The organism is Streptomyces sp. NBRC 110611, from assembly GCF_001590865.1.
In the GTDB taxonomy this organism is placed as follows: Bacteria; Actinomycetota; Actinomycetes; order Streptomycetales; family Streptomycetaceae; genus Streptomyces.
In genome coordinates this window covers 62,591-89,189 of record NZ_BBUY01000003.1, presented here as the reverse complement: position 1 = coordinate 89,189, position 26,599 = coordinate 62,591, and the positions used below count along the sequence as shown (strand labels likewise).

Annotated in this window: 24 protein-coding genes and 3 tRNA genes; 12 read left to right on the top strand and 15 right to left on the bottom strand. The window is 71.2% G+C overall.

The genetic code is table 11. The features are described from left to right. Positions 1–111 precede the first annotated feature (111 nt). From AZE13_RS08550 to AZE13_RS08540, 3 genes are all read left to right on the top strand, one after another. A complete protein-coding gene (locus AZE13_RS08550; protein WP_066928692.1) occupies positions 112–1,428 on the top strand; it encodes a sensor histidine kinase in 1,317 nt (438 codons plus the stop codon). After that, positions 1,425–2,081, top strand: a complete 657-nt coding sequence (locus AZE13_RS08545; RefSeq protein ID WP_066928689.1) for a response regulator — start codon at positions 1,425–1,427, stop codon at positions 2,079–2,081. The genes AZE13_RS08550 and AZE13_RS08545 overlap by 4 nt, the downstream gene beginning before the upstream one ends. 151 nt (positions 2,082–2,232) lie before the next feature. Then, positions 2,233–2,793, top strand: coding sequence for a GbsR/MarR family transcriptional regulator (locus AZE13_RS08540; protein WP_066928687.1), 561 nt, complete (start codon positions 2,233–2,235; stop codon positions 2,791–2,793). Positions 2,794–2,814: 21 nt separating this feature from the next. Here AZE13_RS08540 and AZE13_RS36745 read toward each other — a convergent pair whose 3' ends face one another. Continuing rightward, positions 2,815–4,017, bottom strand: a complete 1,203-nt coding sequence (locus AZE13_RS36745) for a hypothetical protein (RefSeq protein WP_258527661.1) — start codon at positions 4,015–4,017, stop codon at positions 2,815–2,817. A gap of 236 nt (positions 4,018–4,253) precedes the next feature. Here AZE13_RS36745 and AZE13_RS08530 point away from each other — a divergent pair, with 236 nt between their 5' ends. Next, complete coding sequence (locus tag AZE13_RS08530; RefSeq protein ID WP_066928683.1) at positions 4,254–5,540, top strand: adenylosuccinate synthase; 1,287 nt, start codon at positions 4,254–4,256, stop codon at positions 5,538–5,540. A 119-nt stretch (positions 5,541–5,659) separates the two neighbouring features. Here AZE13_RS08530 and AZE13_RS08525 read toward each other — a convergent pair whose 3' ends face one another. The 6 genes from AZE13_RS08525 to AZE13_RS08495 all read right to left on the bottom strand — a co-directional run bounded on the left by AZE13_RS08525 (position 5,660) and on the right by AZE13_RS08495 (position 10,487). Continuing rightward, entirely contained in the window at positions 5,660–7,375 is a 1,716-nt protein-coding gene (locus AZE13_RS08525; protein WP_066929487.1) for a serine/threonine-protein kinase, read from the bottom strand. A 507-nt stretch (positions 7,376–7,882) separates the two neighbouring features. Beyond that, positions 7,883–8,071: a hypothetical protein gene (locus AZE13_RS08515; protein ID WP_066928679.1), complete on the bottom strand. Its 189-nt coding sequence runs from the start codon at positions 8,069–8,071 to the stop codon at positions 7,883–7,885. Positions 8,072–8,422: 351 nt separating this feature from the next. After that, on the bottom strand, positions 8,423–8,806 hold the full coding sequence (locus AZE13_RS08510) for a hypothetical protein (protein ID WP_258527660.1): 384 nt from the start codon (positions 8,804–8,806) through the stop codon (positions 8,423–8,425). Continuing rightward, the gene (locus AZE13_RS08505) at positions 8,782–9,390 is read right to left on the bottom strand and encodes a Scr1 family TA system antitoxin-like transcriptional regulator (RefSeq protein ID WP_398780123.1); all 609 of its coding nucleotides are present in this window, start codon (positions 9,388–9,390) and stop codon (positions 8,782–8,784) included. Before AZE13_RS08505 ends, AZE13_RS08510 begins: the two co-directional genes overlap by 25 nt. A gap of 199 nt (positions 9,391–9,589) precedes the next feature. Beyond that, positions 9,590–9,805 carry a DUF397 domain-containing protein gene (locus tag AZE13_RS08500; protein ID WP_066928677.1) on the bottom strand — a complete coding sequence of 72 codons (216 nt, stop codon included), beginning with the start codon at positions 9,803–9,805 and terminating at the stop codon, positions 9,590–9,592. Continuing rightward, positions 9,795–10,487 carry a DUF5753 domain-containing protein gene (locus AZE13_RS08495; protein ID WP_147264622.1) on the bottom strand — a complete coding sequence of 231 codons (693 nt, stop codon included), beginning with the start codon at positions 10,485–10,487 and terminating at the stop codon, positions 9,795–9,797. Before AZE13_RS08495 ends, AZE13_RS08500 begins: the two co-directional genes overlap by 11 nt. Before the next feature lie 315 nt (positions 10,488–10,802). On the opposite strand from AZE13_RS08495, the gene AZE13_RS37895 reads away from it, so the two are divergent. The 4 genes from AZE13_RS37895 to AZE13_RS08475 all read left to right on the top strand — a co-directional run bounded on the left by AZE13_RS37895 (position 10,803) and on the right by AZE13_RS08475 (position 14,344). Then, entirely contained in the window at positions 10,803–10,946 is a 144-nt protein-coding gene (locus tag AZE13_RS37895) for a hypothetical protein (RefSeq protein WP_258527658.1), read from the top strand. A gap of 352 nt (positions 10,947–11,298) precedes the next feature. Beyond that, entirely contained in the window at positions 11,299–12,657 is a 1,359-nt protein-coding gene (locus AZE13_RS08485) for an aspartate aminotransferase family protein (RefSeq protein WP_066928671.1), read from the top strand. A gap of 200 nt (positions 12,658–12,857) precedes the next feature. Beyond that, positions 12,858–13,526 carry a GntR family transcriptional regulator gene (locus AZE13_RS08480; protein WP_066928669.1) on the top strand — a complete coding sequence of 223 codons (669 nt, stop codon included), beginning with the start codon at positions 12,858–12,860 and terminating at the stop codon, positions 13,524–13,526. Positions 13,527–13,693: 167 nt separating this feature from the next. After that, entirely contained in the window at positions 13,694–14,344 is a 651-nt protein-coding gene (locus tag AZE13_RS08475) for a hypothetical protein (protein ID WP_066928668.1), read from the top strand. Between the two features lie 66 nt (positions 14,345–14,410). Here the strand turns inward: AZE13_RS08475 and AZE13_RS08470 are convergent, their stop codons facing one another. Beyond that, positions 14,411–15,172 (bottom strand): SLATT domain-containing protein, encoded by a 762-nt coding sequence (locus AZE13_RS08470; protein ID WP_066928666.1) that lies wholly within the window; start codon positions 15,170–15,172, stop codon positions 14,411–14,413. A 406-nt stretch (positions 15,173–15,578) separates the two neighbouring features. Between AZE13_RS08470 and purD the strand changes: the two genes are divergently transcribed. The 4 genes from purD (at position 15,579) to AZE13_RS08450 (ending at position 22,191) form a co-directional block, all read left to right on the top strand. Next, positions 15,579–16,844, top strand: coding sequence for a phosphoribosylamine--glycine ligase (gene purD / locus AZE13_RS08465; protein WP_066928664.1), 1,266 nt, complete (start codon positions 15,579–15,581; stop codon positions 16,842–16,844). 472 nt (positions 16,845–17,316) lie between these two features. Then, positions 17,317–19,221: a hypothetical protein gene (locus AZE13_RS36740; protein WP_258527657.1), complete on the top strand. Its 1,905-nt coding sequence runs from the start codon at positions 17,317–17,319 to the stop codon at positions 19,219–19,221. 290 nt (positions 19,222–19,511) lie between these two features. Next, positions 19,512–20,990 (top strand): N,N-dimethylformamidase beta subunit family domain-containing protein, encoded by a 1,479-nt coding sequence (locus AZE13_RS08455; protein WP_107288304.1) that lies wholly within the window; start codon positions 19,512–19,514, stop codon positions 20,988–20,990. Positions 20,991–21,291: 301 nt separating this feature from the next. Further along, positions 21,292–22,191 (top strand): phosphoribosylaminoimidazolesuccinocarboxamide synthase, encoded by a 900-nt coding sequence (locus AZE13_RS08450; protein ID WP_066928660.1) that lies wholly within the window; start codon positions 21,292–21,294, stop codon positions 22,189–22,191. Between the two features lie 54 nt (positions 22,192–22,245). Here AZE13_RS08450 and AZE13_RS08445 read toward each other — a convergent pair. From AZE13_RS08445 to AZE13_RS08415, 7 genes are all read right to left on the bottom strand, one after another. After that, positions 22,246–22,318: transfer RNA gene (locus tag AZE13_RS08445), tRNA-Gly, on the bottom strand. A gap of 54 nt (positions 22,319–22,372) precedes the next feature. Continuing rightward, positions 22,373–22,975: a response regulator transcription factor gene (locus AZE13_RS08440; protein ID WP_066929484.1), complete on the bottom strand. Its 603-nt coding sequence runs from the start codon at positions 22,973–22,975 to the stop codon at positions 22,373–22,375. A gap of 23 nt (positions 22,976–22,998) precedes the next feature. Then, entirely contained in the window at positions 22,999–24,231 is a 1,233-nt protein-coding gene (locus AZE13_RS08435; RefSeq protein ID WP_107288303.1) for a sensor histidine kinase, read from the bottom strand. 110 nt (positions 24,232–24,341) lie between these two features. Then, the gene (locus AZE13_RS08430; RefSeq protein ID WP_066928655.1) at positions 24,342–25,160 is read right to left on the bottom strand and encodes an ABC transporter permease; all 819 of its coding nucleotides are present in this window, start codon (positions 25,158–25,160) and stop codon (positions 24,342–24,344) included. Further along, positions 25,157–26,152 carry an ABC transporter ATP-binding protein gene (locus AZE13_RS08425; protein ID WP_066928653.1) on the bottom strand — a complete coding sequence of 332 codons (996 nt, stop codon included), beginning with the start codon at positions 26,150–26,152 and terminating at the stop codon, positions 25,157–25,159. The genes AZE13_RS08430 and AZE13_RS08425 overlap by 4 nt, the downstream gene beginning before the upstream one ends. Positions 26,153–26,313: 161 nt before the next feature. After that, positions 26,314–26,386, bottom strand: a tRNA-Gly gene (locus AZE13_RS08420). A gap of 75 nt (positions 26,387–26,461) precedes the next feature. Next, positions 26,462–26,533: transfer RNA gene (locus tag AZE13_RS08415), tRNA-Gly, on the bottom strand. Positions 26,534–26,599 lie beyond the last annotated feature (66 nt).

Below are 26,599 nucleotides of genomic sequence, written 5' to 3'. Positions count from 1 at the left end.
CCCGGCAGATCCTCACTGGTGTGGACGCCGGAGGTCCGGTCCCTGCTTACCGTTGACGGCGTGAACCAGACGACCCAGACGCGGAGCACCCAGCGCACAGAAGAGGCGCGGATGGCCCGTGGCGCGCTGCACCGGCTGCGCCAGGACCTGTTCGTCGACGCCTTCGCCTTCCGCCCGATGCCACCGCTGGAGGACGCCAAGGTGTCCCGGTTGGTGCCCTGGCTGCCGGAGCGGCTACGGCACTGGGCGCGGTGGCTGCCGCACTTCATCGTCGGCTTCTTCTCGGTGTGCGTTTTCCTGGCGACGGTCACCATGAGCAGCCCGGGGCCGGTGCTCGGCATCCTGACCACCGGTTTCGCGCTGCTGGTCGCCGCGGGGCCGATGGCCACGCTCTTCCGCCCCGTGGGCGCCTACTGGCTGTCGATGGCCGGGTTCGTGGCGTCGGCCGCCGTCAGCGTGGTCTTCTCCAGGTACGGCACGATCTTCGGGGGACCCGGCTTCCTCACCCTTCTCGCCGTGATGACGCTGGTGGTGCTGCGCACCCGGCCACGGCTGGCGGTGGAGATGTGGCTGGTCACCTTCGCCGTGGCGGCCGGGCTCACCGGGCTCACCGGGCGCGACGCGGGCGATCTGGCGCCGGTGTCGTTCTTCTCCGGCGTCGTGCTCATCTCCGCCGCCGCGGTCCGTGCCTGGCGCCAGGAGCGTCAGCACGTCGTCGAGACGCAGACCGTCACCGCCGAGGAGCGTTCCCGGCGCACGCTCCTGGAGGAGCGCGCCACCATCGCCCGGGAACTGCACGATGTGGTCGCCCACCACATGTCCGTGATCGCCATCCAGGCCGAGGCCGCCCCGTACCGGGTGAAGGACACCCCGCCCGAGCTCGCCACGTCCTTCGCGACGATCCGTGAGAACGCCGTCGCCGCGCTCACCGAGCTGCGCCGCATCCTCGGCGTGGTCCGCTCCGAGGACCCGGACGCGTTCGCCGACGGCGACCCGGAGGCGCCGCAGCCGACGCTCGCCAGCCTCGACTCGCTGCTGGGCAGCGTCCGCGGGGCCGGACTGACCGTCGAGGCCGTGGTCACCGGTTCGCCCCGGCCCCTGCCGCAGGGCGTCGAGCTCTCCGCGTACCGGATCATCCAGGAGGCGCTGAGCAATACGCTGCGGCACGCGCCGGGCGCCGACGCCCGCGTGGAGGTCTCCTATGTGCTGGGCGGGCTCGGCCTGCGGATCGTCAACGGCGCGCCGAGCCGCCTGGCCAAGCCGTCCCCGGGCGCGGGGCACGGTGTGCTGGGGATGCGCGAGCGGGTGCAGATGCTGGGCGGCGAGATCACCGCCGACCACACCGAGGACGGCGGCTTCGAGGTCGCCGCGTTCATTCCCGTGTCGTCCGCGGCCGGGGAGACCACTACCAAGGGGAGCCGGCCGTGATCCGGGTACTGATCGTCGACGACCAGGTCATGGTCCGTGAAGGCTTCTCCGTCCTGCTCAACGCCATGCCGGACATCGAGGTCGTCGGTGAGGCCGTCGACGGCCTCCAGGCGGTACGCAGGGTCGCGGAGCTCAAGCCCGATGTCGTCCTGATGGACATCCGGATGCCGGAGATGAACGGTCTGGAGGCGACCCGGGAGATCGTCGCGGCCGATGCGGACGCCAAGGTCCTGGTGCTGACCACCTTCGATCTCGACGAGTACGTGTACCAGGCGCTGCGCGCCGGAGCCAGCGGCTTCCTGCTCAAGGACGCCTCGGCGGGCCAGCTCGCCGAGGGCGTCCGGGTCGTCGCCTCCGGGGAGGCGCTGCTCGCGCCGGCCGTGACCAAGCGGCTGATCGTCGAGTTCTCCCGGCTGGGCACGCCTCGGGCGCCCGCCCAGGAACGCATCGCCGACCTCACGGAACGCGAGACCGAGGTCCTGGTCCTGGTGGCCCAGGGGCTGTCGAACGGTGAGATCGCGGAGCATCTCGTCGTCGCCGAATCCACGGTGAAGACGCATGTCAGCCGCATCCTGGTGAAGCTGGGCCTGCGGGACCGGACCCAGGCGGCGGTGTTCGCCTACGAGGCGCGGCTGGTGACGCCCGGCGGGTGAGGGGGTCGGGGGTTCCGGGGCTGCCGAGAGCATGGTTGTCCACAGCCTGTGGATGGGTTTTTTGGGGGGCAGGAGTGGAGTTCCGGAGTGTTTGCCGCGGTCACGCTGTTGTCGGTACGTTAGTTTCACAAATTTGTGAAGTTGGGCGGCTATGGACGAGCAGCGACAGCACGGCGGCGACAACACCCGCGGCCGGGACGGCACGACCGACCCCGATCCCGAGGCGGTCTCGACCTTCGTCGAGCGCTTCGCCGCCCATCTGGTCGAGGGCGGGATGGCCCGGATGCCGGCCCGGGTCTTCGCCTGTCTGCTCTCCTCCGACTCCGGCGTGCTGACCTCGGCCGAGCTGGGGGAACGCCTCCGGATCAGCCCCGCCGCGGTCTCCGGCGCGATCCGCTACCTCTCCCAGGTCGACATGGTCAGCCGGGAGCGCGAGCCCGGCTCCCGCCGCGACCGCTACCGCGTCCACAGCGATCAGTGGTGCGAGGCCCTGACCCGCCGCGAGATGGTGATCAGCCGCTGGGAGAGCACCCTGCGCGAGGGTGTGGAGAGCCTCGGCAAGGACTCCCCGGCCGGGCGCAGGCTCAACGAGACCGTGGTCTTCCTCGAATTCCTCCAGGAGGAGCTGCCCGCGCTGCTCGACCGCTGGCGCGACCACCGCGACCGGCTGCGCGCCGGTTACGAGAACGCCGACGGCCCCGCGGCGACCTGAGGCTCCCGGCCTCGCACGGTCTCAGCCCTGATCCCGAGGCAGCTGGAGGTGCCAGGCCCCCGGCTGCACGGTCCAGGTGCGGGTCCTGACCGGCCCGCCGACCACCGCGTCCGCCCGGTAGTGGAAGTCCGCGCCGGAGACCGTGACCGCCCGCGCCCGGGTCCGTACCGGCTGCCCCTCACCCGGCCAGTGCACCACGACCTCGGCCAGCCGCCCGTCCAGTCCGTCCTGCCCATCCGGCGGCCCATCACGTCCGTCCTGCGGCCCATGGCGTCCCTCCGGCCCCTCACGTCCGCCCCGGTCGGCCCCGGCCGGGACCACCGACACCCCGCGCACCGGCCGGTCCAGATCCGCCAGCACCACTCCGTCCGCCTCGATCCGCAGCCGCTGGTCCCGCACCCGCGCGCGCCGGCCGCCCCCGCCCTCGGCTCCGCTCTGGCGGGGAGACCCCCACCGCCCGGCCGCCGGGGCCAGCAGCGACAGCGCCGTACGGGCGGTCCGTGCGGCCGGCCGCCACCACGGCTGATGCCCGCCGCCGAGACCGGCCGCCGCTCCCTCGCGGCCACCCCGCCCGGCGAACACATCCCCCGCGCTCCCCGCGCCCCCTGCGGATCCCGAGCCGTCCCCGCCCGCCGGGCCCACGGGGTCCATTGGGTCCACCGGGCCCGCCGGGTCCAGATCATCCGCCGGCCCCGCGGCCCCGGGCACCACCGCCCCGTTCCGCGGCCGCCGCCCCCCGCCCCGGTTGCTCCGGCCGCTTCCGTGACCGCTGCCACGGTCGTCGCCGCCACGGCCGTCGCTGACACGCCCGTCGCTCCCGCACGGAATCCGCAGCCCGCCCAGCACGATCCCGCCACTGTCGTCCACCAGCAGATCCATCGGCCGCGCCCCGCCGTCCAGCACGGCCCGCGCGGCGGCCACGGTGTCCGTCGGCACCCCCAGCGCCCGGCTCAGCGCCACCGACGCCGGCGCGCCCACCGGAACCACCGATACCGGCACCTCCGCCAGCTCCCGCTGCTTGTGCAGCAGCCCCACGACCCGCAGCAGCGCCCGGTCATCACCGATCACCACCGGCCGCCGCTGCCCCCGCCGTGCCAGGATCCGCGCGAATTCCTCGGGCCCCTCCGGGAGGCAGATTTTCGCCCCCGCGCCCGCACACAGGACATCCTTCGCGATCCGTACGGACTCGCCGTCCGTACTGCGGGCCAGCGGATCGATGACCACAAGCAGGGGGTACCCCGCAGCGGAGTCCACGGGGGAGCGCCCAGAATGCTGCGCCGACACCTCGGTCCTTCCTCAGGTAGCATCTCGGTGCAAGAGCCCCTTGCGCTATTGCGCCAGGGGCTTCGTCTATTCCGGGGCACCGGTTCAACGGATCTGACGATGACGGACGCGTGGACACGCACGCCGACGCCATCCACGCACGTTGGACATGCCCCGCCCGGAAGGGGTGTACGCCTGTGCCCGCACTTGTGCTGCTCGGTGCTCAGTGGGGTGATGAGGGCAAGGGAAAGGCCACCGACCTGCTCGGTGGATCCGTGGACTACGTGGTGCGCTACCAGGGCGGCAACAACGCCGGCCACACGGTGGTCGTGGGCGATCAGAAGTACGCCCTCCACCTCCTCCCTTCCGGAATCCTCTCGCCGGGGTGCACCCCGGTCATCGGCAACGGCGTCGTCGTCGACCCCGCGGTCCTGCTCTCCGAGCTGAGCGGACTCAACGAACGCGGTGTCGACACGTCCAAGCTGCTGGTCAGCGGTAACGCGCACCTGATCACCTCGTACCACACGACCGTCGACAAGGTGACGGAACGCTTCCTGGGCAAGCGGAAGATCGGTACCACGGGACGCGGCATCGGCCCGACCTACGCCGACAAGATCAACCGCGTCGGTATCCGCGTCCAGGACCTCTACGACGAGTCGATCCTCGCCCAGAAGGTCGAAGCGGCCCTCGACGTCAAGAACCAGCTGCTCACCAAGCTCTACAACCGCCGTGCCATCGAGGCCGGCCAGGTGATCGAGGAGCTGCTGGGCTACGCCGAGAAGATCAAGCCGTTCGTCGCCGACACGACCCTGATCCTCAACAACGCGCTCGACGACGACAAGGTCGTGCTCTTCGAGGGCGGGCAGGGCACCCTGCTCGACATCGACCACGGCACGTACCCCTTCGTCACCTCCTCGAACCCGACCGCCGGCGGCGCCTGCACCGGCACGGGCGTCGGTCCGACGAAGATCAGCCGCGTCATCGGCATCCTCAAGGCCTACACGACGCGCGTCGGCGCGGGCCCGTTCCCGACCGAGCTGTTCGACGCGGACGGCGAGGCGCTGCGCACCATCGGCGGCGAGCGCGGTGTCACCACCGGCCGTGACCGCCGCTGCGGCTGGTTCGACGCGGTCATCGCCCGTTACGCCACCCGCGTGAACGGCCTGACCGACTTCTTCCTCACCAAGCTCGACGTCCTCACCGGCTGGGAGCAGATCCCCGTCTGCGTCGCCTACGAGATCGACGGCCGGCGCGTCGAGGAGCTGCCGTACTCGCAGTCCGACTTCCACCACGCGAAGCCGGTCTACGAGATGCTGCCCGGCTGGTCCGAGGACATCACCCAGGCCAAGTCCTTCTCCGACCTGCCGAAGAACGCCCAGGCGTACGTCAAGGCACTGGAGGAGATGTCCGGCGCCCCGATCTCCGCGATCGGCGTCGGCCCCGGCCGCGACGAGACGATCGAGATCAACTCGTTCCTCTCGTAGGACCGTTCGTGGCCGGGAACGTCGGCCACGGCCCGGAGGCCCGCACACCGTAGGTACCCCACGGTGTGCGGGCCTTCTTCACTCCGCCTTCCTCACTCCACTCCCCCTCACTACTTCCCTCACTCCGCCTTGCGGTACGACAGTGCGTTCCCGCCGTCGGTGGTGCGGCGCAGTGTGCCGCCGATCAGCTCCAGGGTGCTGGGCTCGCCGGGGCGGCAGGTGTCGGCCGGGCCGGAGAGGACGGTGGACGGGCCGAGCCGGATCGGGGGACCGGCGCTCTTCAGGGCGGCCGCGAATTCGCAGCGGTAGGTGGAGCCGGTGGCCGTCATCGTGAGGACGGTGTCCCCGGCCTTCCCCTGGGTGAGGGTGAGGCGCCGTACGTCGGTACCGTCGTCGCCGACGGTCGTCTCCCAGGTCCCCAGGTAGCCCGCCGGAATCCCGCCGTCCGCGGCCGGTTGGGCCGACGCCTGGCCACCCGTGCCGCCCGCCCCGCCGTCCGAGCCGTCCCCCGCCGTCCGCACGCCGCTGCCGTCGGCCAGCAGCGTGTACGCGGTGACCGCACCGGCCCCGGCGAGCGCGAGGGCGACCACGGTCAGGAGCCTGGTGCCGACTCGCCGACGGCGGGAGCGCGGTACGCGACCGGCCGCCGGAGCGACGGGCGGCCGGCGGGCGGGGACCGGGGCGGGGCCGGTGGCGGAGACGGCGGCGGTGGACGGTGCGTACGGACCGGGCGGACCGTACGCGCCGGGTGGAGCGGGCGGACCGGGGGGACCGGATGCAGCACCCGGACCGTACGGAGCGGGCTCCTCGGCGGAGGGCGCGGCGGGTTGCTCCGCCTCCAGCAGCTCGACGGCGTGCCGCCCCAGCCGGGCGACCAGCGCTCCCGGCAGCCACGGCTCGTCATCCGGCCCCGCCGCCCCGGCTTCTGCCGCTCCGGCTCCGGCTCCGGCCCCGGACCCGGCCCCGGCCCACCGGCCGTCCACGCCCTCCGCCATCGCCACCAGTTCATCCGGGGTGGGCCGCTGCCGGGGATCCTTGGCCAGGCACCGGGCTATCAGCTCGTGCAGCCCCTCGGGCAGCCCGGCGAGATCGGGCTCCTCCTGGGCCACGCGGTACATCAGCGCATGCGCCGCACTGTCCGCCGTCCCGAACGGCTGCCGCCCGGTCGCCGCGTACATCAGCACCGAACCGAGGGAGAAGACGTCGCAGGCCGGGGTGAGGGGTTCGCCGCGTACCTGCTCGGGCGCCATGAAGCCGGGTGAGCCCACCGCCGCGCCCGTATGGGTCACCCCGGCGCCGGTCATCCCCTCCAGGGCCCGCGCGATCCCGAAGTCGATGACCCGGGGCCCATCGAGGGTGATCAGCACATTGGACGGCTTGAGATCGCGGTGGATGATCCCCGCGGCGTGGATCGACCGCAGCGCACGCGCCAGCCCGGCCGCCAGTATCCGCACCGAACGCTCGGGCAACGGCGTACCACCACCGCCGCTGTTGCCACTGCTGTCGCCATTGCCGACATTGCCGCCGACGACCTGCTGGAGGGACGGCCCGGCGATATAGCCCGTGGCGAGCCAGGGCGTCTCGGCCTCGGTGTCCGCGTCCAGGACGGGCGCGGTCCACTCCCCGCCGACCTGCTGTGCGGCCCGCACCTCCCGACGGAAGCGCGCCCGGAACTCCTCCTCGCCGGCCAGCTCCGCCCGTACGAGCTTGACCGCGACCGTCCGCCCCCGGTCGGAACGAGCCAGGAACACCCGCCCCATCCCGCCCTCGCCCAGCCGCCCGACCAGACGGTACTCACCGATCCGCTGCGGGTCCCCGGGCCCCAACGGCCTCAGCCCCGCCGCCCCTCCTACGTGTCCTACCTGCCCTACCTGACCCGCCCGACCTGCCTGGCCTGCCTGCCCCGCCTGTTCCACGATCCGTCGCCCTTTGCCCCGATTTTCCCGCTATCCCCGCTATTCCCGCTATCCCCATGCTCCGCGCCGAGGATACCGAGGGGTGGTCGGTCACACGTACGGGTGGCCCGCTGCGGATCGTCGTACGGGTCGGCCTGCGCCGGGCAACGCCGGCCTTCACTCGGAAAGGAGCCCGCCCCAGAGCAGGGCCGCTATCTCGATATCCACGAGGCCACATTCGGCAAGGAAGTCATCCTCCCCGACGTGGTCGGGATCGCCCTCGACACCGAGGACTTGAAGGACTACGTCCCCTGACGGGCGCCGTCAGCGGACGTAGTCCTTCAAGTCCTCGCCGGGTGGTACCCACCCGGCACGGTCGTCTTCACCTGCCAAGACCGGCAAGTGAAGACGACCACGAGCGGCTTGGCTACGCGTCTGCCGGGCAGATCAGGCGAGGGTGCCGTAGTTCATTGTGAAGAGGTTCCCGTTGTCCGGCTGCTGGTGCCCGAACTTGGAGCCGTAGTTGTCTGCGGGTGCTGCGGGTGCTGCTGCCTGGGCGCTGGCGATGCCTCCGCCGAAGATTGTCAGCAGCGCTGCGGCGGCAACTGTTCCGACGGCCAGTTTGATACGCATCATGGCGTGCTCTTTCCTCTGGGTTGTTTCGGGGGTGAGCTAGGCTTCGGTCTTCCGTAGAGCCCAGGCATTCCATGCCGGGACCGAAAACCCTCCGAGCCATGCGGGCCTGCCTGTTGCTCTCGTCCGTCCTGTGAACGGGGCGGAACCATCTCAAGCCGCGTGCGGCTGGGGAGAAGCCATATCCACATCATGCGTCGGCGTGCGGTGGATACCAGCTGGCGTATGCCATCTGGGTGCCTGGTGCTGTTGAGTCCGGCTCCGAGGGCGACCAGGGGGCATTGGTCCTATGGGGCCGGCCTTCGCAGCAGCCCGGCGTCCGGAGAGAGCAGTACCGCGGACATTGCTGAGGGTCTACCGCAACGGACACTCCAGTTCCGGCACGGCACGATTCGGGGAACAGCACACCAAGGCCAGGGACAGGAATGACGGCCGTTCGAGATAGAAGCCGTGCGACACGTCCCCACCCCAACCGAGCCGTCCGGCAGCGGAGGTGACGAGTAACGTCAGATGAGTACTGTCGCGATCACAACCGGAGGCGAACCGGGGCGCATACTCGACCAGTTGCTCCCCGAGCCACTCCGCCGCTTCCTTCGGCTCTTCCCAGGTCCCGCGCACCAGATTCCTGGGCTTGATCAGCCAGTACGCCGTTTCCAGCGGCGGCAGGTCCACGACCGGGAACTCCGCCCGCACTTCCCGTTGTTGGGTAAAGATCACGATCGGCAGACTGTCGACCACTCGCCAAGTTTGTCTCTGGCCGCATCATCGAAAAGTGCGTGTTCCTCGTGCTTCGCGAACTCATCCAGATACGCCGACACATCCCGATGGTCGCGGAATACCATCATTTCGGTTGTCGTTTCCACGGTCGTGATACGGGCGTCGTAGACTGTGAAGACATTCAAAGAGCCTGGCATCACACGTGGCCCGATGGGAATGATGCCGATCCGGACGTTGGGTAGACGCGTCAACGCCGCTAGGTGTTCGATCTGGACGGACAGGGCATCCGGCGAGATCAGCGGCCAGCGGACCGCCTGCTCGGTCAGAATGAACGTGAACCGCTTGGCCCTGTCGTACAGGACGGCCTGTCGCTCCAATTTATTCGCGGCAGTCTTTCGTCTCTGGTCGTCCGGTACGTCGGCAATGCTGGCTCTCACGTATTCCGGCGTAGCCAGTAGTCCCGTAATCATCGTGGGCAGAAAGTAGCGGGACTGTGTGGACGACTTCTCGAACCCTGCTAGCTCATTTTGACGCTTCTCCAGTCCACGACGCCGCGATGACCATACATCCAGCCACTCATTGTTCGCCAGCTTGGTCAAGGCCATCGCTTCGGATACCAGCTACGGCGGCGCATCGATGGAACTAAGAATCAGCTCCACGTCAACGAGCGTCGGCGTGCTCTTCCCGCTCTCGATGAAAAGTCGTCCTTGCCGCACTCGCTGTTTCCGCTGCTGGTGGCGGTCTATGCGGCAGCCCCGGGCGGTCGTTCCTTCCGGGGCTGTACGTGTGGGTGGGCGCCGCTGCTCAGGCGGTGGGGAAGCCGTCGGTCTTTACGTTTGCGACGAACGAGGCCCAGGACCCTGGACGGAAGGTGAGGGTGGGGCCGTGGGGGGGCTTGGAGTCCCGGACGGGGACGATGCCGGGGAGGTCGTCGGCGACCTCGATGCACTCGGCTCCCTCGCCACCGCTGTACGTGCTCTTGCGCCAGGCGGCGGCGCTCAGGTCGGGCTCAGCCTTCATGTGTGTACTCCTCCGCCACCGACTCGATCAGTGCCAGAGACGCTTCCGGCGACAATGCGGCGGCCCTGACGAGATCGTAGGCCCGCTCGCACTGGGCGACCAGGGCCGGATCGTCCAACAATCCATCCGTGTAGGGCCCTTCGCTATACGCCACAGGTGGGGCGTCGGCAAACGTCATGAGCCGCAGAAGGCCGCACATCGCGGGAGCGCCGGCGCTGAAGGGGAGGACCTGGACACCGATGCGCCGCCGCCTGGTCAAGTCGGCGATGTGCTGGAGCTGTTCCCGCATCACTGCTGCGCTTCCGACGACGCACCGCAGGATGTTCTCGGCCAGAACAACCCACAACATGGGCTCTGTTGGATGGGCAAGGATGCGAGCACGGTCCAGACGGGCGGTTGCCAGTGCCTCGATCTCCTCCTCCGGGGCAAAGGGCTGGGCGGCCAGAATGACGGCGCGGGCGTAGGCGGGCGTCTGGATCAAGCCGGGCACGAACACCGGTGCGTATTCCCTCAAGCTGGTGGCCAGACCTTCGAGGGATACCGTCTCCGTGAAGTAGTGGGGGAGCGGAGAGTTATTGATCAGATCCTGGCAAATTCGAGCAAGCAGACCGTCTGTTGTGAGCTCCGTGTCCAGTCGCTTGGCCATGTCGAGCTGTGGCTTCCGGACGGCCACCTCATCCATTCTTGTGTCGGCCGTAGCTCCGATTGCTGTCGCCTTTGGCCATGGATTAACTCCCCCTTCTTTCGTGGTTGTTGTTGGACACCTTCCTCTGTTGCCGCCCCTGTTCGCAGCGTAATGCTGGAAATGCGCAAGGAATTGTGTATCCGAACGCCAAAGACCCCCGCAGCCGATCCAGGCGGCCCGGGGGCGTGGCCAACGCTGACAAGGAGCGCCGACATGGCAGAGCCTATTGCTCGCTGCCTCGCTTGGGTGAGGTTTCTGCTCAATCCGCGAACGAGGCGCTGCTCGATGGGGCGTCGCCGGTGGAGCGAGGAGATGATCGACGGGGATCGGTCTCCTCTCGTACGGCCGTACGTCGTTGCGTACGAGCAGTGCCGGCGGCGCGACGAGCTGTTGCCGGCGACGTTCGGGGTCGATGCCCCGGGCCCGTACGTGATCCACGGCGTGGAGGTGGCGTGATGAGCTCCGAGGGAACGCGTACGCCCAAGCCGTTGCGTATGTGTGTGCGTTGTCAGCGGATCATTGATGACCCTGTACTGGTCGGTGAGGTGCATACGAATAGCGGGCCGGGGTGGAATGTGTACGCCTGCTGGAGGTGCGCGCCGTTGGTTCCGTCGGCGCCGGATCCGCTGGAGATCATCGAGGCCGCCGAGCGCCGCCGCCGGGAGAGGCGGAGCCGATGAAGGCCGCGCCGCGACGACGGCACCAGCTCACCCCCGGGCCGGAGCCCCGACAGACTGCCGGGCGATGTGGCGGAACTCGTACAGAGTGGCGGTGTCACGGGCGGGCGGTGGCTTCGTACGCTGGCTGTATGACCCCTCAGCACGCTGATTCGCAGGCCGGCGCGGCCGTGAAGGCCGTCGACCGTGAGCATGTCTTCCACTCCTGGTCCGCACAGGGCCTGATCGATCCGCTGGCGGTCGCCGGCGCCGAGGGCTCGTACTTCTGGGACTACGACGGCAACCGCTACCTCGACTTCTCCTCCCAGCTGGTCAACACCAACATCGGCCACCAGCACCCCAAGGTCGTCGCCGCGATCCAGGAGCAGGCGGCGAAGCTCTGCACCGTCGCGCCCGGTTTCGCCGTGGACGTACGGTCCGAGGCCGCGCGGCTGATCGCCGAGCGGACACCCGGCGACCTGAACAAGATCTTCTTCACCAACGGCGGTGCGGAGGCCGTGGAGAACGCGGTCCGGATGGCGCGGCTGCACACCGGCCGTCCCAAGGTGCTGTCCGCCTACCGCTCGTACCACGGCGCCACCGCCGCCGCGATCAACCTGACCGGCGACCCCCGCCGCTGGCCCTCCGACACCGCCTCGGCGGGTGTCGTCCACTTCTGGGGCCCGTTCCTGTACCGCTCGCCGTTCCACGCCGAGAGCGAGCAGGAGGAGTGCGAGCGTGCGCTGGCCCACCTGGAGCAGACCATCGCCTTCGAGGGACCGCAGTTCATCGCGGCTCTCATCCTCGAAACCGTCCCCGGCACCGCCGGGATCATGGTGCCGCCGCCGGGCTACCTCGCCGGCGTCCGCGAGATCTGCGACCGGTACGGCATCGTCTTCATCCTGGACGAGGTGATGGCGGGCTTCGGACGGACGGGCGCGTGGTTCGCCGCCGACCACTTCGGGGTCACGCCCGACCTGCTGACCTTCGCCAAGGGCGTCAACTCCGGCTATGTCCCGCTCGGCGGTGTGGCGATCAGTGCCGAGATCGCCGCGACCTTCGACCAGCGCCCGTACCCGGGCGGTCTGACGTACTCCGGGCACCCGCTGGCCTGCGCCTCCGCCATCGCGACGATCCGGGCGATGGCCGAGGAACGGATCGTGGAGAACGCCGCGCAGATCGGCGAGAAGGTCCTCGGGCCGGGGCTGCGGGCGATCGCCGAGCGGCATCCGTCCGTCGGAGAGGTCCGCGGACTGGGCGTCTTCTGGGCGCTGGAGCTGGTCAAGAGCCAGGAGACCCGCGAGCCGCTGGTGCCCTACAACGCCGCCGGCGCCGCCAACGCTCCGATGGCGGAATTCGCCGCGGCCTGCAAGCGCGGCGGCCTGTGGCCGTTCGTCAACATGAACCGGACGCACGCCGTCCCGCCCTGCACGGTCACCGCGGCCGAGGCGGAGGAGGGCCTGGCCGCGCTCGACAAGGCACTGACGGCGGCGGACGAGCACACCGGCTGAGCCCGCCCGGTGCCACCGCCCGGTGCCACCGCCCGGTGCCACGGGGGCGGCACCACCGGCCTGGCGGCACCAGGGGCGGCAGCACCGGCCCGGCGGCACCCAGGGGCGGCAGCACCTCGCGGCTCTCGCCTATCGTGGGCGGGTGCCGCGCCCACCGTCGCGGCCAAGGATGTCGGACGTCGAAGGAGACGCAGCACACAATGGCCGCCGGCGGAGACCGCCCAGTCATACGTCGCAGCACCCTGCGTGAGCAGATCGCCGACGCGCTGCGCGACGAGGTGCTGGCCGCCCGGCTGCCGTCCGGTCACCCCTTCACCGTCAAGGAGATCGCCGACCAGTACGGCGTCTCCGCGACGCCGGTGCGCGAGGCGCTGCTCGACCTGTGCGCCCAGGGACTGCTCGAGGTCGAACAGCACCGTGGCTTCAAGGTGCGCGCCTTCACCGCGGACGACTTCCGGGCCATGGTCCAGGCCCGCACCCTGATCGTCGAGGGGATCTTCCGCAGTGACGCCGAAGGGGCGCTGCGTACCGCCCCCGGACCGGTGCTGGTCTCCATCCGGCGCCGCGCCGAGGAGGCCGAGCGGGCCGCGCGGGCCGGGGACCTGGACGTACTGATCGGCTACGACCTGCGGTTCTGGCGCGAGCTGAGCAGCATCGTGAACAACCCGTACATCAGCGACTTCCTCGACCGGATCCGCGTCCAGACCTGGATGTTCGCGGTCCCGCTGCTGCGCCGCGAAGCCGATCTGCGGGGCCACCTGTGGCAGGGCCACAGCGCGCTGGCGGACGCCCTGCTCCGGCACGATCTCGATGCGGCCCAGCGGCTGATCGCCGAGTACAACGAGCACGCCCTCGCGATCTTGGAATAGCGGCACGGGGGCGGCGGCCAGTGTCGGCCAGTGTCGGACAGCGTTCGACTGGCTCTCGTCGGGCGGCGTGGCTGCCACTACGCTGTCCGCCTCGGCCGTAACGGGCCGTATCCGTAACCGTACGTGCGCGGTGTCCCCCGTCCCCGACCGGAAGCGAGTCTTCACTCGTGGCATGTGACCTGTGGCTGGTACCCCTCGTCGATGTGCTGTGCCACAGCCCCGACAACCCGTTCTCCGAAGAGATCGCCGCCTACGACAAGGCCCTGACGGAGGCGGGACTGCCCACGGTCCCGGTCTTCAGCTATATGCCGGGGCTGTCCGGCGACGTGGCCCCCGTCGCCGGCTTCGACTACGACGCGCTGCACTTCCTGCGCCGCGCCTACCTGCTGCGGCTCTGCGGTCTGGAGGTGACCCCGGTCGACGAACTGGGCGGCGACTACGAGCAGTTGCTGGAGATGTTCGAGGCCACCGCGCGGCAGTCCCACCTGGTGTGGCACTACGACCACGCGGGCGCCTACGTCCCGGTCGACTTCCCGCATCCGCTCGGCAACGACGAACTGCTGGAGGGCGGCGGCCCGCTGGGGTCCTCGCACGGTCTGCTCCGCGAGCTCGAACTGGTCGCGCCGTCCCTGGGCATCGATCCGGCCAATCCGCCGGCCGCCCCCGCGCCGCCGGCCGGCCCCACCTCTCTGGAGGAGCGGGTGGGCGCGGTGCCGCTGGACGGCGGTCCGTTCGCCCGGGAGCGTCATGTGTGGCTCGGGCTGCACGCGGCCGCCACCAGGAGTCTGGGGCAGGGCTCCATGATCGTCTTCAGCTGAGCCCGGCTCCAGGAGAGCTGGTGAGCTGGTGAGCTGAGCTCGGCGCGGCGGCCGGTCCGGAGCGGCCTATCGTCCGTGCTCCGGCGGCCGCTGCCGCGGCATGTGCGGCCGGGGACGGTGCGGGACCGCGAACCGCCCCGGCGCGCCCGCGTTCTCCGGCCGCGGTGCCGCGGAGGGCGCCGCCGCCCGGGCGGCCGGCGGCGCCGGAGCGGCCCCGAACTCCGCCATCCAGTCGGCCGTTTCGGCCCGTACCAGCTCCCCGAGATCCTCGTTGAATAGCCGCAGTGCCCCCAGGCAGCGCTCCGCCGCCTCGCTCGCCGTGCCCTCGGCCGGCCCGAGCACCTCGCGGACGCTCTCCGCGGCCCAGTCGAACTGCAGCGCCTCGAGCCGCCGGTGGATCGCCTGGGCGGTCGCCAGATCCCGCATCCAGCCGGTCGTCAGCCCGAAGTACCGGTCGCAGCCCACGCACACCGCCGCCAGCAGCAGCGACAGACAGCCCCAGGGCGCCCCGCCCGCCCAGGCCCCGGCCAGATCCAGCAGCGGCAGCACCCCGCCCACCGTGACCCCGGCCGCGGCGCCCAGCCGCAGCGCCCGTGCGCCGCGTCGTTTGCCGATCCGGTCGTGCAGGTACCAGTCGGCGGTGCGCAGGGCCCCCTGCTCGGTCCACAGGTACAGCGCGTCCAGCCGGTCGGCCGGTTCCCCCCAGCCGCCGGGCGGGAACGCCCGCCCCGCGAGATCCGGGCGGCCGCGGCGTCGGCTCTCGTACCGCCGGGCGGGGCGGGAGCCCTCCCGAGGGGGCCCGTCGGGCTGCATTTCCGGCTGATTCACCCGTGCACTCCCTCTCTGTGCCGTCTGCGCTTTCTGGGCTTTCCGGTCATGGGTATGAATACACGCAGTTACATATAGATGCGCATGGATGCGCGGATGTGCAGGGGTATGAAGCGGTATGGATATGCGTGTACGTGTACGTGTACGTGCGCGTGCGCGGCAGGGGCGGGCGTGAGGTGGACGTAGGCGCCCATAGGCGGTGCGGGATCCGGTAGCGGGCACCCCGCCCTCTCACTCGAAAGAGTTGCCCCGAAGGGGCGCCCGAAAGGCCCGGCGCGGCACCGGCGGGGGATTTCCGGCCACCATGCCGCCTTCGTGCCGCCACCACGCCCCCTCCGTGCCGCCTTTGTGCGATCCGGGTACGGCCGACGTCCGGCCGCTTGGTGCGTTCGTCTAGGCTGCCACCGTGAAGGTCCTCGTCATCGGCGGCGGCGCCCGCGAACACGCCCTGTGCCGCTCTCTGTCCCTCGACCCCCACGTCACCGCGCTGCACTGCGCCCCCGGCAACGCCGGCATCGGCGAGGTGGCCGAATTGCATGGGGTCGACGCCCTCGACGGCCAGGCCGTCGCCGACCTCGCCGCCGGCCTGGAGGCCGATCTGGTCGTCGTCGGCCCCGAGGCTCCGCTGGTGGCGGGTGTCGCGGACGCGGTACGCGCACGTGGCATCCCGGTCTTCGGCCCCTCGGCCCAGGCCGCCCAGCTGGAGGGCTCCAAGGCTTTCGCCAAGGACGTGATGGCCGCCGCGGCGGTTCCCACGGCGCGTAGCTACGTCTGTGCCACCCCGGAGGAGATCGACCGCGCCCTGGACGCCTTCGGGGCGCCGTACGTCGTCAAGGACGACGGCCTGGCGGCCGGCAAGGGCGTCGTGGTCACCGAGGACCTCGAGGCCGCCCGGGCCCATGCGCTGGCCTGCGACCGCGTGGTGATCGAGGAGTTCCTCGACGGCCCGGAGGTCTCGCTCTTCGCGGTCACCGACGGGGAGACCGTCGTCCCGCTGCAGCCGGCCCAGGACTTCAAGCGCGCCTACGACGGCGACGAGGGGCCGAACACCGGCGGTATGGGCGCGTACAGCCCGCTGCCCTGGGCCGACCCCCACCTGGTCGAGGAGGTCATGGCCAAGGTCCTGCAGCCTACGGTGGACGAGCTGCGCCGCCGCGGCACCCCGTTCTCCGGGCTGCTCTACGCGGGCCTGGCGATCACCTCGCGCGGGGTGCGGGTGATCGAGTTCAACGCCCGCTTCGGCGACCCGGAGACCCAGGTCGTGCTCGCCCGGCTCAGGACCCCGCTCGGCGGTCTGCTGCGCGCCGCCGCCACCGGTGACCTCGCCGCTCTGCCGCCGCTGCGCTGGAGCGACGACGCCGCCGTGACGGTCGTCATCGCCTCCCACAACTACCCGGGGACGCCGCGTACCGGCGATGTCATCGAGGGCCTGGCCGAGGTCGCCGCGCAGGACGCGCCCGAGGCGTACGTCCTGCACGCCGGCACCAAGCGGGACGAGGCGGGGGCGGTACGCAGTGCGGGCGGCCGGGTGCTGTCGGTCACCGCCACCGGTGCCGATCTCACCCTCGCCCGCCGGCGCGCCTACCGCGCGGTGGAGCGGATCTCCCTGGACGGGTCCCAGCACCGTACGGACATCGCCGCCAAGGTCGCGGACGTGGCGGCGGGCGCCTGATGCGGCTGGAGTAGTACCGGGGCGCTTCCGGCGGATCTCCGTGGCCGTCGCGAGGTCCGGCACACGCCCCCAGCTGTCCGGCCCTCCGCCGGGAAGCCCGGGCAGACGGTTCCCGGGGCCCGGGCAAACGGGTTCCGGGGCACACGGGTTCCCGGCTTTGCCCAAAGCCATTCCATCGAGTGACCACACCAGATTCCGGCTGACGAGACCAACACCCCCAACTAGGGTGCGGCGCAAGCGTCCTGCGGTCGCCGTGCCGTTCTGCGGCACGTCTGCCGCGGGGACGTCCGGCAAGTGGCTCACCGGCATTGCGATGTCAGTGGCCAGTGCCACAGTGGTGGTGGGCGAGCTCGCTCGCACCGCACAACGCGCGAAGAACAACGCGCGATGCCACACCGCGCAATGTTCGAAGGCGTCCGTCCCGTGTTCTCTCCGTCCGGCTCCAGCAGGACAGCAGGGGGTGTACAGGCTCGTGGCAAGTCCGGAAACAGGCGTCCTGGCGGCGCGCGCCCGCGCCCTCGCCGTGCTGCGGATCCGCGGTGCCGCGCTGGCGGTGGCGCTGCTGCCCGCCGCCGCGGCGGTGGTGCTGTACGCCGGCCGGGTGACCGGCCATCTCGGCGCGGGCGGCGGCTGGGACCTCGCCCGTTGGGCCGTCAGCGGGGTCGCGGTGGTCAGCCTGCTGCTGGCGGCGCTGGTCACCGGCGTCGTCGCGCGCGCCCGGCCCGCGCTCAGTCCCTCGGTGCCGATCTCCGAGAAGTCGGCCCCCGGCCTCTACCGCCTGGTACGTGATCTCGCCGAGCGGCTGGAGGTGCCCGCGCCGTCCGCGATAGCCCTCACGCCGGACTGCGACAGCTGGCTGGAGGACCGTACGCACCGCGCCCACCGCCCGCCCCACCGCGACCGGCGCACCCCGGACGAGGCCCGCCGGAGCGGTCCGGCCGCCGGGGGCGGGCGGGCGGCCTGCGAGGCCCCGGTCCTGGTCATCGGCTCGCCGTTCCTGTGGTGGATGCGGGTCGCCGAACTGCGCGCCCTGCTGGCCCCGGTCGTCGCCGGCACCGGCCCCTCCGCCCACCCCGACATAGCCGCCGCCCGCCGCTTCATCCGTGGCCTGGACGCCGCCGTTGCGGACGCCGCCCGCGCCCGGGGCCTGCTGCGCGGCCCGGCGCTCCGCCTTGCCGGACGGGTCGCCCGGATGCTGCTGCGGGCCTGCCGCGAGCACGCCACGATCATGGAGCGGGGTGTTGCGGCCGCCGCCTCCGAGCGCGCTCAGACCGTCGACTACGGCCTGCGGATCGTCGCCCAGGAGCAGGTCGGCCTCGCCTACGCGGGCTGGGACCGGCTGCTGACCCGGGTCGCGCTGCCCGCCTGGCGGATGGGCCGCTGGCCGTCCCGGCTGGACGCCGGCGTGGTCTCCGCGCTCACCGAGCTCTCCCGCCGCGACCGCCTCGCCGACGGCTTCACCGCCCGTCTGGGCGAGCGCCCCGCCTGCGACCTCCTGGAGGAGCCGGGCGCCGTCGACCGTGCGGCCTCCCTGCTGGCCGCCCGCCTCTTCCACGGCGGCCCGGCCGAACCGGGTCCCGAATGGTCGCCGGTCGGCTGGCACCAGTACCCGGAAGAGGTCGTGGACCGCAAGTGGCGCCTGGAGGCCGCCCGCCTCCACCGCGTTCTCGACGAGCTTCCGGCGATGCCCCTCAAGGCCGCCCCCGCCGCGGCCCCGGACCCCGCTCCGGCCGCCCCACCCCTTTCGTACGCGGGCAGCGCGGCCGGGACGCCCGCAGGCCGCCGGCCCGTGGCCCGTCCGCCCGGCGACGGCCACCCCACCGGCCCTTCGGCCGCCCCCGCGAGCCCCGCCCCCGCGAGCCCCGCGGCCGCCCCCGCCGACCACCATCGCGCCGACGAGCCCCTGGCGTCGCCCCAGGGTCCGACCCTGGCCAGGGTCATCGACCGGCTCGCCCATGACGAGAGCGCCGGTGACCTGGTCGCCGCCCGGCTGGGCGCCGAGGTCGAGCGGGAGGAGGCGGCGCGCCAGGCCGCCCGCGGCGGCCGCGCGGCGCAGGACGCCGCGCTGGGCGTGGCCTGGGGTGACGGCATGGTCGAGGGCGGCCTCCCGCTGTTCCCGCTGCAGCCGCCCCGTACGGGCCGTGAACTCCTCGCCGACCATGTCACGGCCATGGTCTGCTGCGCCGCCGTCGACACCGCCGGCGCCGTTCCCGGTCTCGACTGGCTGGACGGCCCGGCACTGCTGGTCGACGGCGCCCGCCGGGCCGACCTGGGCAGTCCTGTGCTCAGCCTGGTCGACGACGGTGACGCGGAACCGCTCCGCGGCTGGCTGACCACGGTCGGGGTACGCCCCGAGAAGCCGGTCCGGCTGGTATGACCCGGGTGATGGCCCGGGCCGCGCGCTGGGGCACGCGCCCGGCGGAGCGCCGGTGCCGTCGCCGGTGCGCGAACAGAAGTGCGGCCAGGCCACCCGCCGCCCTTGGATTCCCCGGCTGAATGTTCTCTTCCAGTTCGCTTTTCGGGGGTCGAGGTGCCTAAATTCACAACGAAGGGTGACGGATTGAGTGCGTAATGTGATGTGCTGGGGGATGGCCGGGTTCACTCGGCCGGATGCGATACCGGCCCGATCGGCCGCGACCAATGGGGGACGCGGGAGGGGAGCGGAAGGTGGCGACGGAACGGATCAGGCGCTGGGAGTCGGGCGCCCTCGCCCACGCGGTCACGGACCCGTTCGGGCAGGGCCCGCTGCCCTGGCTGCGCGGCAGCGAGGGCTACTTCGACTCCGGCCGCGTCGTCCCCTGGTACGTCGATGGCGTGGCGGCGCAGGGAGATCCGCGGCCGCCCGTCCCCCGCAAGCACAACGGCCCGCGCACCGCCGATGACGTCCGCCGCCAGATCAAGGGCTTCGCCGGCACCGGCGCGGTGGCCCCCGGCGACGCCATCGACTTCCGGGTATCGGTCGACCCGCCGCAGCCGTTCAGCATCGACATCTACCGCATCGGCCACTACGCCGGCGCCGGAGCTGCCAAGATCACCACCAGTCCGCGGCTGTCCGGCATCGTCCAGCCGCCGCCACTGGCCGTCGACCGCACGGTCTCCTGCCACCACTGGTGGCTGTCCTGGCGCCTCCAGGTCCCGACGTACTGGCAACTCGGCGCCTATGTCGCGGTCCTGACCACGGCCGACGGCCACCGCTCCCACATCCCCTTCACGGTCCGCGACGACCACCCCGCCGACCTGCTCCTGCTGCTGCCCGACATCACCTGGCAGGCCTACAACCTCTACCCGGAGGACGGCCGCACCGGCGCCAGCCTCTACCACGCCTGGGACGAGAAGGGCGCCCTGCTCGGCGAACAGGACGCGGCCACGACGGTCTCCTTCGACCGCCCCTACGCCGGAGCCGGCCTGCCCCTCCACGTCGGCCACGCCTACGACTTCATCCGCTGGGCCGAACGCTATGGCTACGACCTCGCCTACGCCGACGCCCGCGATCTGCACGCCGGCCGGGTCGATCCGTCCCGCTACCGGGGCCTGGTCTTCCCCGGCCACGACGAGTACTGGTCGGTGCCCATGCGCCGGACGGTCGAGCTCGCCCGCGACACCGGCACCTCCCTGGTCTTCCTCTCCGCCAACACCATGTACTGGCAGGTCGAGCTCTCCCCCTCGCCCTCGGGGCCGGACTCCCTGCTCAACTGCCGTAAACGCCAAGGCCCCGGCCGCCCCGTGCTCTGGCGCGAGCTCGGCAATCCCGAGCAGCGCCTGATGGGCATCCAGTACGCCGGCCGCGTCCCCGAGCCGGCCCCCATGGTTGTCCGCAACGGCGGCCACTGGCTGTGGGAGGCCACCGGCGCACACGAAGGCGATGAACTCCCCGGCCTGGTCGCCGGCGAGGCCGACCGCTACTTCCCGCGCACCAGCCTTCCCGAGCACACCCGCCGCATCCTGCTCGCCCACTCCCCGTACCGCGACAGCGAGGGCTCCCTCCGCCATCAGGAGACCTCTCTCTACCGCGCCCCCAGCGGCGCCCTGGTCTTCGCCTCCGGCACCTTCGCCTGGTCCCCGGCCCTGGACCGGCCGGGACATGTCGACGGGCGGATCCAGCGGGCTACCGCGAACCTGCTGGACCGGATCTGTAAGCGGGATTAGGGCCTGTCCGATGGGTCGCCGCGGGCCCACGCGGACCCATCGGACAGGCCCTAGCTGCGCTTGGCTTGCCTCCCACGTTGTTGGCTTTCCCGCCGTGGTGGTTGCTCGCCGTTTGGCCTGGCGTCCTGCGGTCCGGCCCCTCCCGTGGGTGGTGGGTGGAGTCGTCGCTCCTGCCGTCGTTGATGCTGCCGGACCCTCGTCGTCGTGGCTGATCGCCGTTGCGGCAGGACCCACGAAGTGAAGGGGATTCCGGATGGGGGAGAATCGGGGGAACTCCTGGATCAAACTACGCGGAGGAAGCGTGTCTGGTTTTGTAGAAAAGCCTGAACCTGTGGAGGTCCCGGGGCTCGCCCACCTTCACACCGGCAAGGTGCGCGACCTCTACCGGAACGCCGCCGGTGACCTGATCATGGTCGCCAGCGACCGCATGTCCGCGTACGACTGGGTGCTCCCCACCGAGATCCCCGACAAGGGGCGGGTCCTCACCCAGCTGTCCCTGTGGTGGTTCGAGCAGCTCGCCGACCTCGCGCCCCACCACGTCCTGTCCACCGACGTGCCGGCCGGGGCGCCCGCCGACTGGGCGGGCCGCACGCTGGTCTGCAAGTCGCTGCGGATGGTGCCGGTCGAGTGCGTGGCCCGTGGCTACCTCGCCGGCTCCGGCCTCGTCGAGTACCGGCGGTCCCGTACGGTCTGCGGGCTGGCGCTCCCGGAGGGCCTCACCGACGGTTCCGAACTCCCCGCGCCGATCTTCACCCCGGCCACCAAGGCCGCCGTCGGCGACCATGACGAGAACGTCTCCTACGAGGAGGCCGCGCGTCAGGTCGGCGCCGATGTCGCCGGACAGTTGCGGGAGACCACTCTCGCCCTCTACGGGCGGGCCCGCGACATCGCGCGGGAGCGCGGCCTCATCCTGGCGGACACCAAGTTCGAGTTCGGCTTCGACGGCCAGGTGCTGACCCTGGCGGACGAGGTCCTCACCCCGGACTCCTCGCGCTTCTGGCCCGCCGACCAGTGGGAGCCGGGCCGCGCCCAGCCGTCCTTCGACAAGCAGTTCGTCCGCGACTGGCTCACCTCGCCGGCCGCCGCCTGGGACCGTACGGGCGAGCTGCCGCCGCCCGCGCTCCCGCAGGAGATCGTCGAGCGCACCCGTGCCAAGTACATCGAGGCCTATGAACGCCTCACCGGCATCAGCTGGTCGTAGCCGGCCGCGAAACGAGAGGGACCCCGGTCGACGACCGGGGTCCCTCTCACCTTGAGCGGACGACGAGGCTCGAACTCGCGACCTCAACCTTGGCAAGGTTGCGCTCTACCAACTGAGCTACGTCCGCATTGCCCCGCTCCGGGCTCCTGGAATCAGGCGCCACCGCGCGGTGCGGGGTCCACTATAGCCAACCTCGCTCGCGTGCGAGACGCGCCGCGGCATGACGGTTCTCCGCGCCCAGCTTCGCGGTCGCCGACGAGAGGTAGTTCCGTACTGTCCCCGGCGACAGTGCGGCCCGCTCGGCGATCTCCGTGACCGGTGCCCCGGCCTCGGCGAATTCCAGCACCTCTGCCTCCCGGACCGTCAGCGGCGACTCCCCGGCGCTGATCGCGTCCGCCGCCAACTCCTGGTCCACATAGCGGTTTCCGGCCTGGACGGTACGGATGATCTCCGCCAGCCGCTGCGCCGACACGGTCTTCGGCACAAACCCCCGGACCCCGGCCTCCAACGCCCTTTTCAGATGCCCCGGCCGGCCATGACTGGTGACGATCATGGCCCGGCACTCGGGCAACTCCTTCCGCAGGGATGTGGCCACCGCCACACCGTCCGCGCCCGGCATCTGCAGATCCAGCACCGCCACATCCGGGCGGTGAGCCCGGGCCATCGCCAGCGCCTCGGGCCCCGACGCCGCCTCCGCGACCACCAGCAGATCGCCCTCCAGGGAGAGCAGCGCCGCCAGCGCTCCCCGGATCAGATGCTCGTCGTCCGCCAGCAGCACCCGGATCACTCCGTCACCTCCTGCGTTGCTCACCCCGTCACCCCCGCCGTGGTCATCGGCAGCTCGACCGTCAGCCGGTACGAGCCCTTGCGGACCGGGCCCGAGGCCAGGGTCCCGCCCAGCGGCTGGAGCCGTTCCCGCAGGCCCTTCAGGCCGCTGCCGGCGGCGGTGCCGGCCGCGGTCCCTTCCTCCCCGGCTTCCGTGCCGCCCACTCCGTCGTTCTCCATGGTCATGACGAGCACCGAGCGCTCCGGGTCGATACGTGTCCGCAGCGCACAGGTCCGGACGTCCGCGGCGTGCCGGAGGACGTTGGTGGTGCCTTCGCGGACGACCCAGCCGAGCGCCGACTCCACCTCCGCCGACAGCGGTACGCCCTCCTCGCCCTCGAAACGGCAGTCGACCCCGGCCGCGCGCAGTATCGAGCGGGCACCGGCCAACTCCGCCTGAAGATCGGCCTTCCGGTAGCCGCGCACCACCTCTCGTATCTCGCGCTGCGACTCCTGGGCGATCCGCTGCACCTCCGTCATCTGCGCCACCGCCTCCGGTCGCTCCCGCCGCGCCAGCTGGACGGCCAGCTCGCTCTTCAGCGCGATCACCGCCAGGTTCCGTCCCATCACATCGTGCAGATCGCGGCCGAACCGCAGCCGCTCCTCGGCGACCGCGAGCCGGGAGGCGGTGGTGCGCGCCGCATCCAGCTTCCAGAACACGGAGAGCAGCCAGCCGGTGGGCCGCGCGATCACGAAGCTCCACAGCCCCGCGAAGGCCACCATGGCCGCCATTCCCAGCGCACCCAGCCAGGAGCCCGTGAGCACGAACAGCAGGACCCCCGTACCTGCTGCCGTGCCGGCCAGTGCTCCCAGGAACTGCCGCTTGGACACCACCAGACACTGGGCCTTGTAGACCGGTGTGATGGCCGCGGCGGTCGCCATGAGCACCGTGGCCTGGTCCTCCTGGCCGATTCCGCCGACGAAGAGCAGCGCGAACAGCGCGGCCCCGTTGAGGAGGGTGATCAGGCCCGAGGCGAGCAGCAGCGCACGCGGCGTGGCCCCTCGGTTGAGGTACCGGTCCAGGGCGCGGTTCAACAGGGGGGCGGCCAGTCCGCCCTGCGCCAGGCTCAGCCCCGCGGCCACCCCCGCCAGGGCGATCGCCAAGGGGCGGCCCGTCAGGCCGGCGAGCGGCACCACTCCGAACAGCATCAGGAACGCCGGCATCCACGGGATGCAGTGGAGTGTCCACCGGAAGTAGACGTCGACCACACGCATCTCGTTGCGCCGCTTCCATATCGTCCGTGCCCGTCCGAACATGTGCTGTCCGCCCCCGTCGTACTGCTCGCGTTACCTCGTGCCGTGTGCCGCCGGGACGCCCTCGGCCGTCAGCGGCGCGGTTCCCAGCGGAACCACCGCTGCACAGCAAACAGTGCGATGCCGCTCCAGGCCAAGCCGGTGAGCAGGTGCCCCACCATCTCCTTGGCGCTTCCGCCGCCCGTCCAGCCCGCCCGTATCAGCTCCATCACCGGGGACATCGGCAGCAGCCCGAGCACATCGCCCAGCACTCCCGGGACGACGCCGAGCGGGACGACCATCCCGGAGCCCATCAGCGACACCAGCATGAAGGGCAGAACGGCTATCTGAGCCGCCTCGGTCGACTTGGCGAGGCACGAGGACACCGCCGCGAACCCGACGACCACCATCAGGCCCAGTGCCAGCCCGGCGATCAGGAAGTGCGGCGAGGTGGGGAAGCCGGCATCCAGCAGCGCGTCGCCCAGAGCCACCAGGATGACGCACTGCACCAGCCCCAGGAGCACCGAGGGCAGGGCCGTGCCGGCGAGTATCTCCCGGTCCCGCAGCTCGCCCGTGCGCAGCCGCTTGAGGACCAGCTCCTCGCGGCGGGCGACGTAGGCGCCGGTCAGCGTGGAGTAGATGCCGAAGAGGAGGACATACCCGAGGGTGGCGGGCAGCAGCATCGTGCCGACCGTGAGCCCCACGCTGCCCAGCGGCATTTCCGCGATCGCCTGTTTCATGGCGAAACCCATGACGAAGGGGATGACCAGCGAGGTGTACAGCGCGGACTTGTTGCGGCCGAGCAGTGTCAACTCCGCCCGCCCCAGGGAGAGAAGACGTGTCATGGCGCCGACCGGTGCCGGGCCTCCGGTGCGTACCGTGTCGCGCACGTCCTGCACGCTTGCGCTCATTCTTTCTCCAGCCCCTTCGCTATCTGCAGAAATGCCTCTTCCAGGGATGCCTGCCGGACGTCCAGGCCACCCAGCGCTATCTCCTTCTCCTGCGCCCAGACCAGCACGCCGGTCGCCGTCCGCTGGAGTTCGTCGGTCCGCAGCTGGACCGTGCGCCCGTCCGTCTCATGGCTGACGGCCCCCAGCTCCGACAGCGGGGGGAGATCACCGAGGTGGTAGCCCTCGGGCAGCTCGAAGGAGATACGCGAGGGGTGTGCGGCGACGACCTCCGTGACCTGTCCGGCCGCCGCTATCCGCCCCTCGTGCATGATCGCCAGCCGGTCCGCCAGTTCCTCGGCCTCCTCCAGATAGTGCGTGGTCAGCACGATCGTGGCGCCCCTGTCGCGCAGCTCACGGACCAGTTCCCAGGTCTCATGGCGCGCTTCGGTGTCCAGCCCGGTCGTGGGCTCGTCCAGGAACAGCACGTCCGGTTCCCCCAGCAGCGCCAGCGCCAGATCCAGCCGCCGCCGCTCACCGCCGGACAGCTGCTTGACCCGTACGTCCTTGCGCCGCGTCAGCCCCACCCAGCTCAGCGCCTCATCGACCGGGCGCGCCCCGCTGGTGCACCCCGCCCACATCCGGACGGTCTCCGCCGGAGTCAGCTCGGACGGAAATCCGCCCTCCTGCAGCATCACGCCGATCCGAGGCCGGACCGCGGCCCGTTCACGGAACGGATCGTGCCCCAGGACCCGGACCTGTCCGCCCGTGGGCGCGGCCAGCCCCTCCAGCAGCTCGAGGGTGGAGGTCTTGCCCGCGCCGTTCGTCCCCAGCAGCGCGAACAGCTCCCCGCGCGCGACCGAGAAATCGACCCCCCGCACGGCCTCGAACCACGTCCGCTTCCCGGCCCCCTTGCCGCTGTACGACCTGCGCAGCCCTGTGACGTCGATCACGGCGTCGCCGGATCCCGTGCGGGAGTGCTGCGCACCCCCCGTGGTTTTCTCCCCGATGTTCATGACTACAGCGTCCCGCCTGATCGCGATTCCGGGCCGTGCGCCCTGTCATCGCAGCTGATGACAAATGTCAGTTGTGATCAGCGGGGGAGGGGTGAGGGAGAAGGCGGCAGTGCGGGAATGCAGAAGGCCCCGATCATGATGATCGGGGCCTTCTCTTTCTGAGCGGACGACGAGGCTCGAACTCGCGACCTCAACCTTGGCAAGGTTGCGCTCTACCAACTGAGCTACGTCCGCAGGCATCCACTCGGCTTTCACCGAGCGGCGCGACAGCTACTCTACCTGATCCAATGGAGTGGTCGAGACTGTCAGAGCGGGTGACAGGGATTGCACACTGCGCCTCCCCCTTGGAAAGGGGGCGCTCTACTACTGAGCTACACCCGCGTGACTCCGTGAGGTCCGGCCTTTCGGCCTCGCCCCTCGGCGTGCTCCAGACTCTAGCTGATCAGT

Coding starts and splice junctions, on each gene's coding strand:
- AZE13_RS08480 (WP_066928669.1), top strand. CDS start 12,858: ATGGCCGCCGGCGGAGACCGCCCAGTCATACGTCGCAGCACCCTGCGT.
- AZE13_RS08540 (WP_066928687.1), top strand. CDS start 2,233: ATGGACGAGCAGCGACAGCACGGCGGCGACAACACCCGCGGCCGGGAC.
- AZE13_RS37895 (WP_258527658.1), top strand. CDS start 10,803: ATGATCGACGGGGATCGGTCTCCTCTCGTACGGCCGTACGTCGTTGCG.
- AZE13_RS08515 (WP_066928679.1), bottom strand. CDS start 8,071: ATGATGCGTATCAAACTGGCCGTCGGAACAGTTGCCGCCGCAGCGCTG.
- AZE13_RS08435 (WP_107288303.1), bottom strand. CDS start 24,231: ATGCGTGTGGTCGACGTCTACTTCCGGTGGACACTCCACTGCATCCCG.
- AZE13_RS08495 (WP_147264622.1), bottom strand. CDS start 10,487: ATGGATGAGGTGGCCGTCCGGAAGCCACAGCTCGACATGGCCAAGCGA.
- AZE13_RS08430 (WP_066928655.1), bottom strand. CDS start 25,160: ATGAGCGCAAGCGTGCAGGACGTGCGCGACACGGTACGCACCGGAGGC.
- AZE13_RS08550 (WP_066928692.1), top strand. CDS start 112: ATGGCCCGTGGCGCGCTGCACCGGCTGCGCCAGGACCTGTTCGTCGAC.
- AZE13_RS08500 (WP_066928677.1), bottom strand. CDS start 9,805: ATGAAGGCTGAGCCCGACCTGAGCGCCGCCGCCTGGCGCAAGAGCACG.
- AZE13_RS08485 (WP_066928671.1), top strand. CDS start 11,299: ATGACCCCTCAGCACGCTGATTCGCAGGCCGGCGCGGCCGTGAAGGCC.
- AZE13_RS08505 (WP_398780123.1), bottom strand. CDS start 9,390: ATGGCCTTGACCAAGCTGGCGAACAATGAGTGGCTGGATGTATGGTCA.
- AZE13_RS08425 (WP_066928653.1), bottom strand. CDS start 26,152: ATGAACATCGGGGAGAAAACCACGGGGGGTGCGCAGCACTCCCGCACG.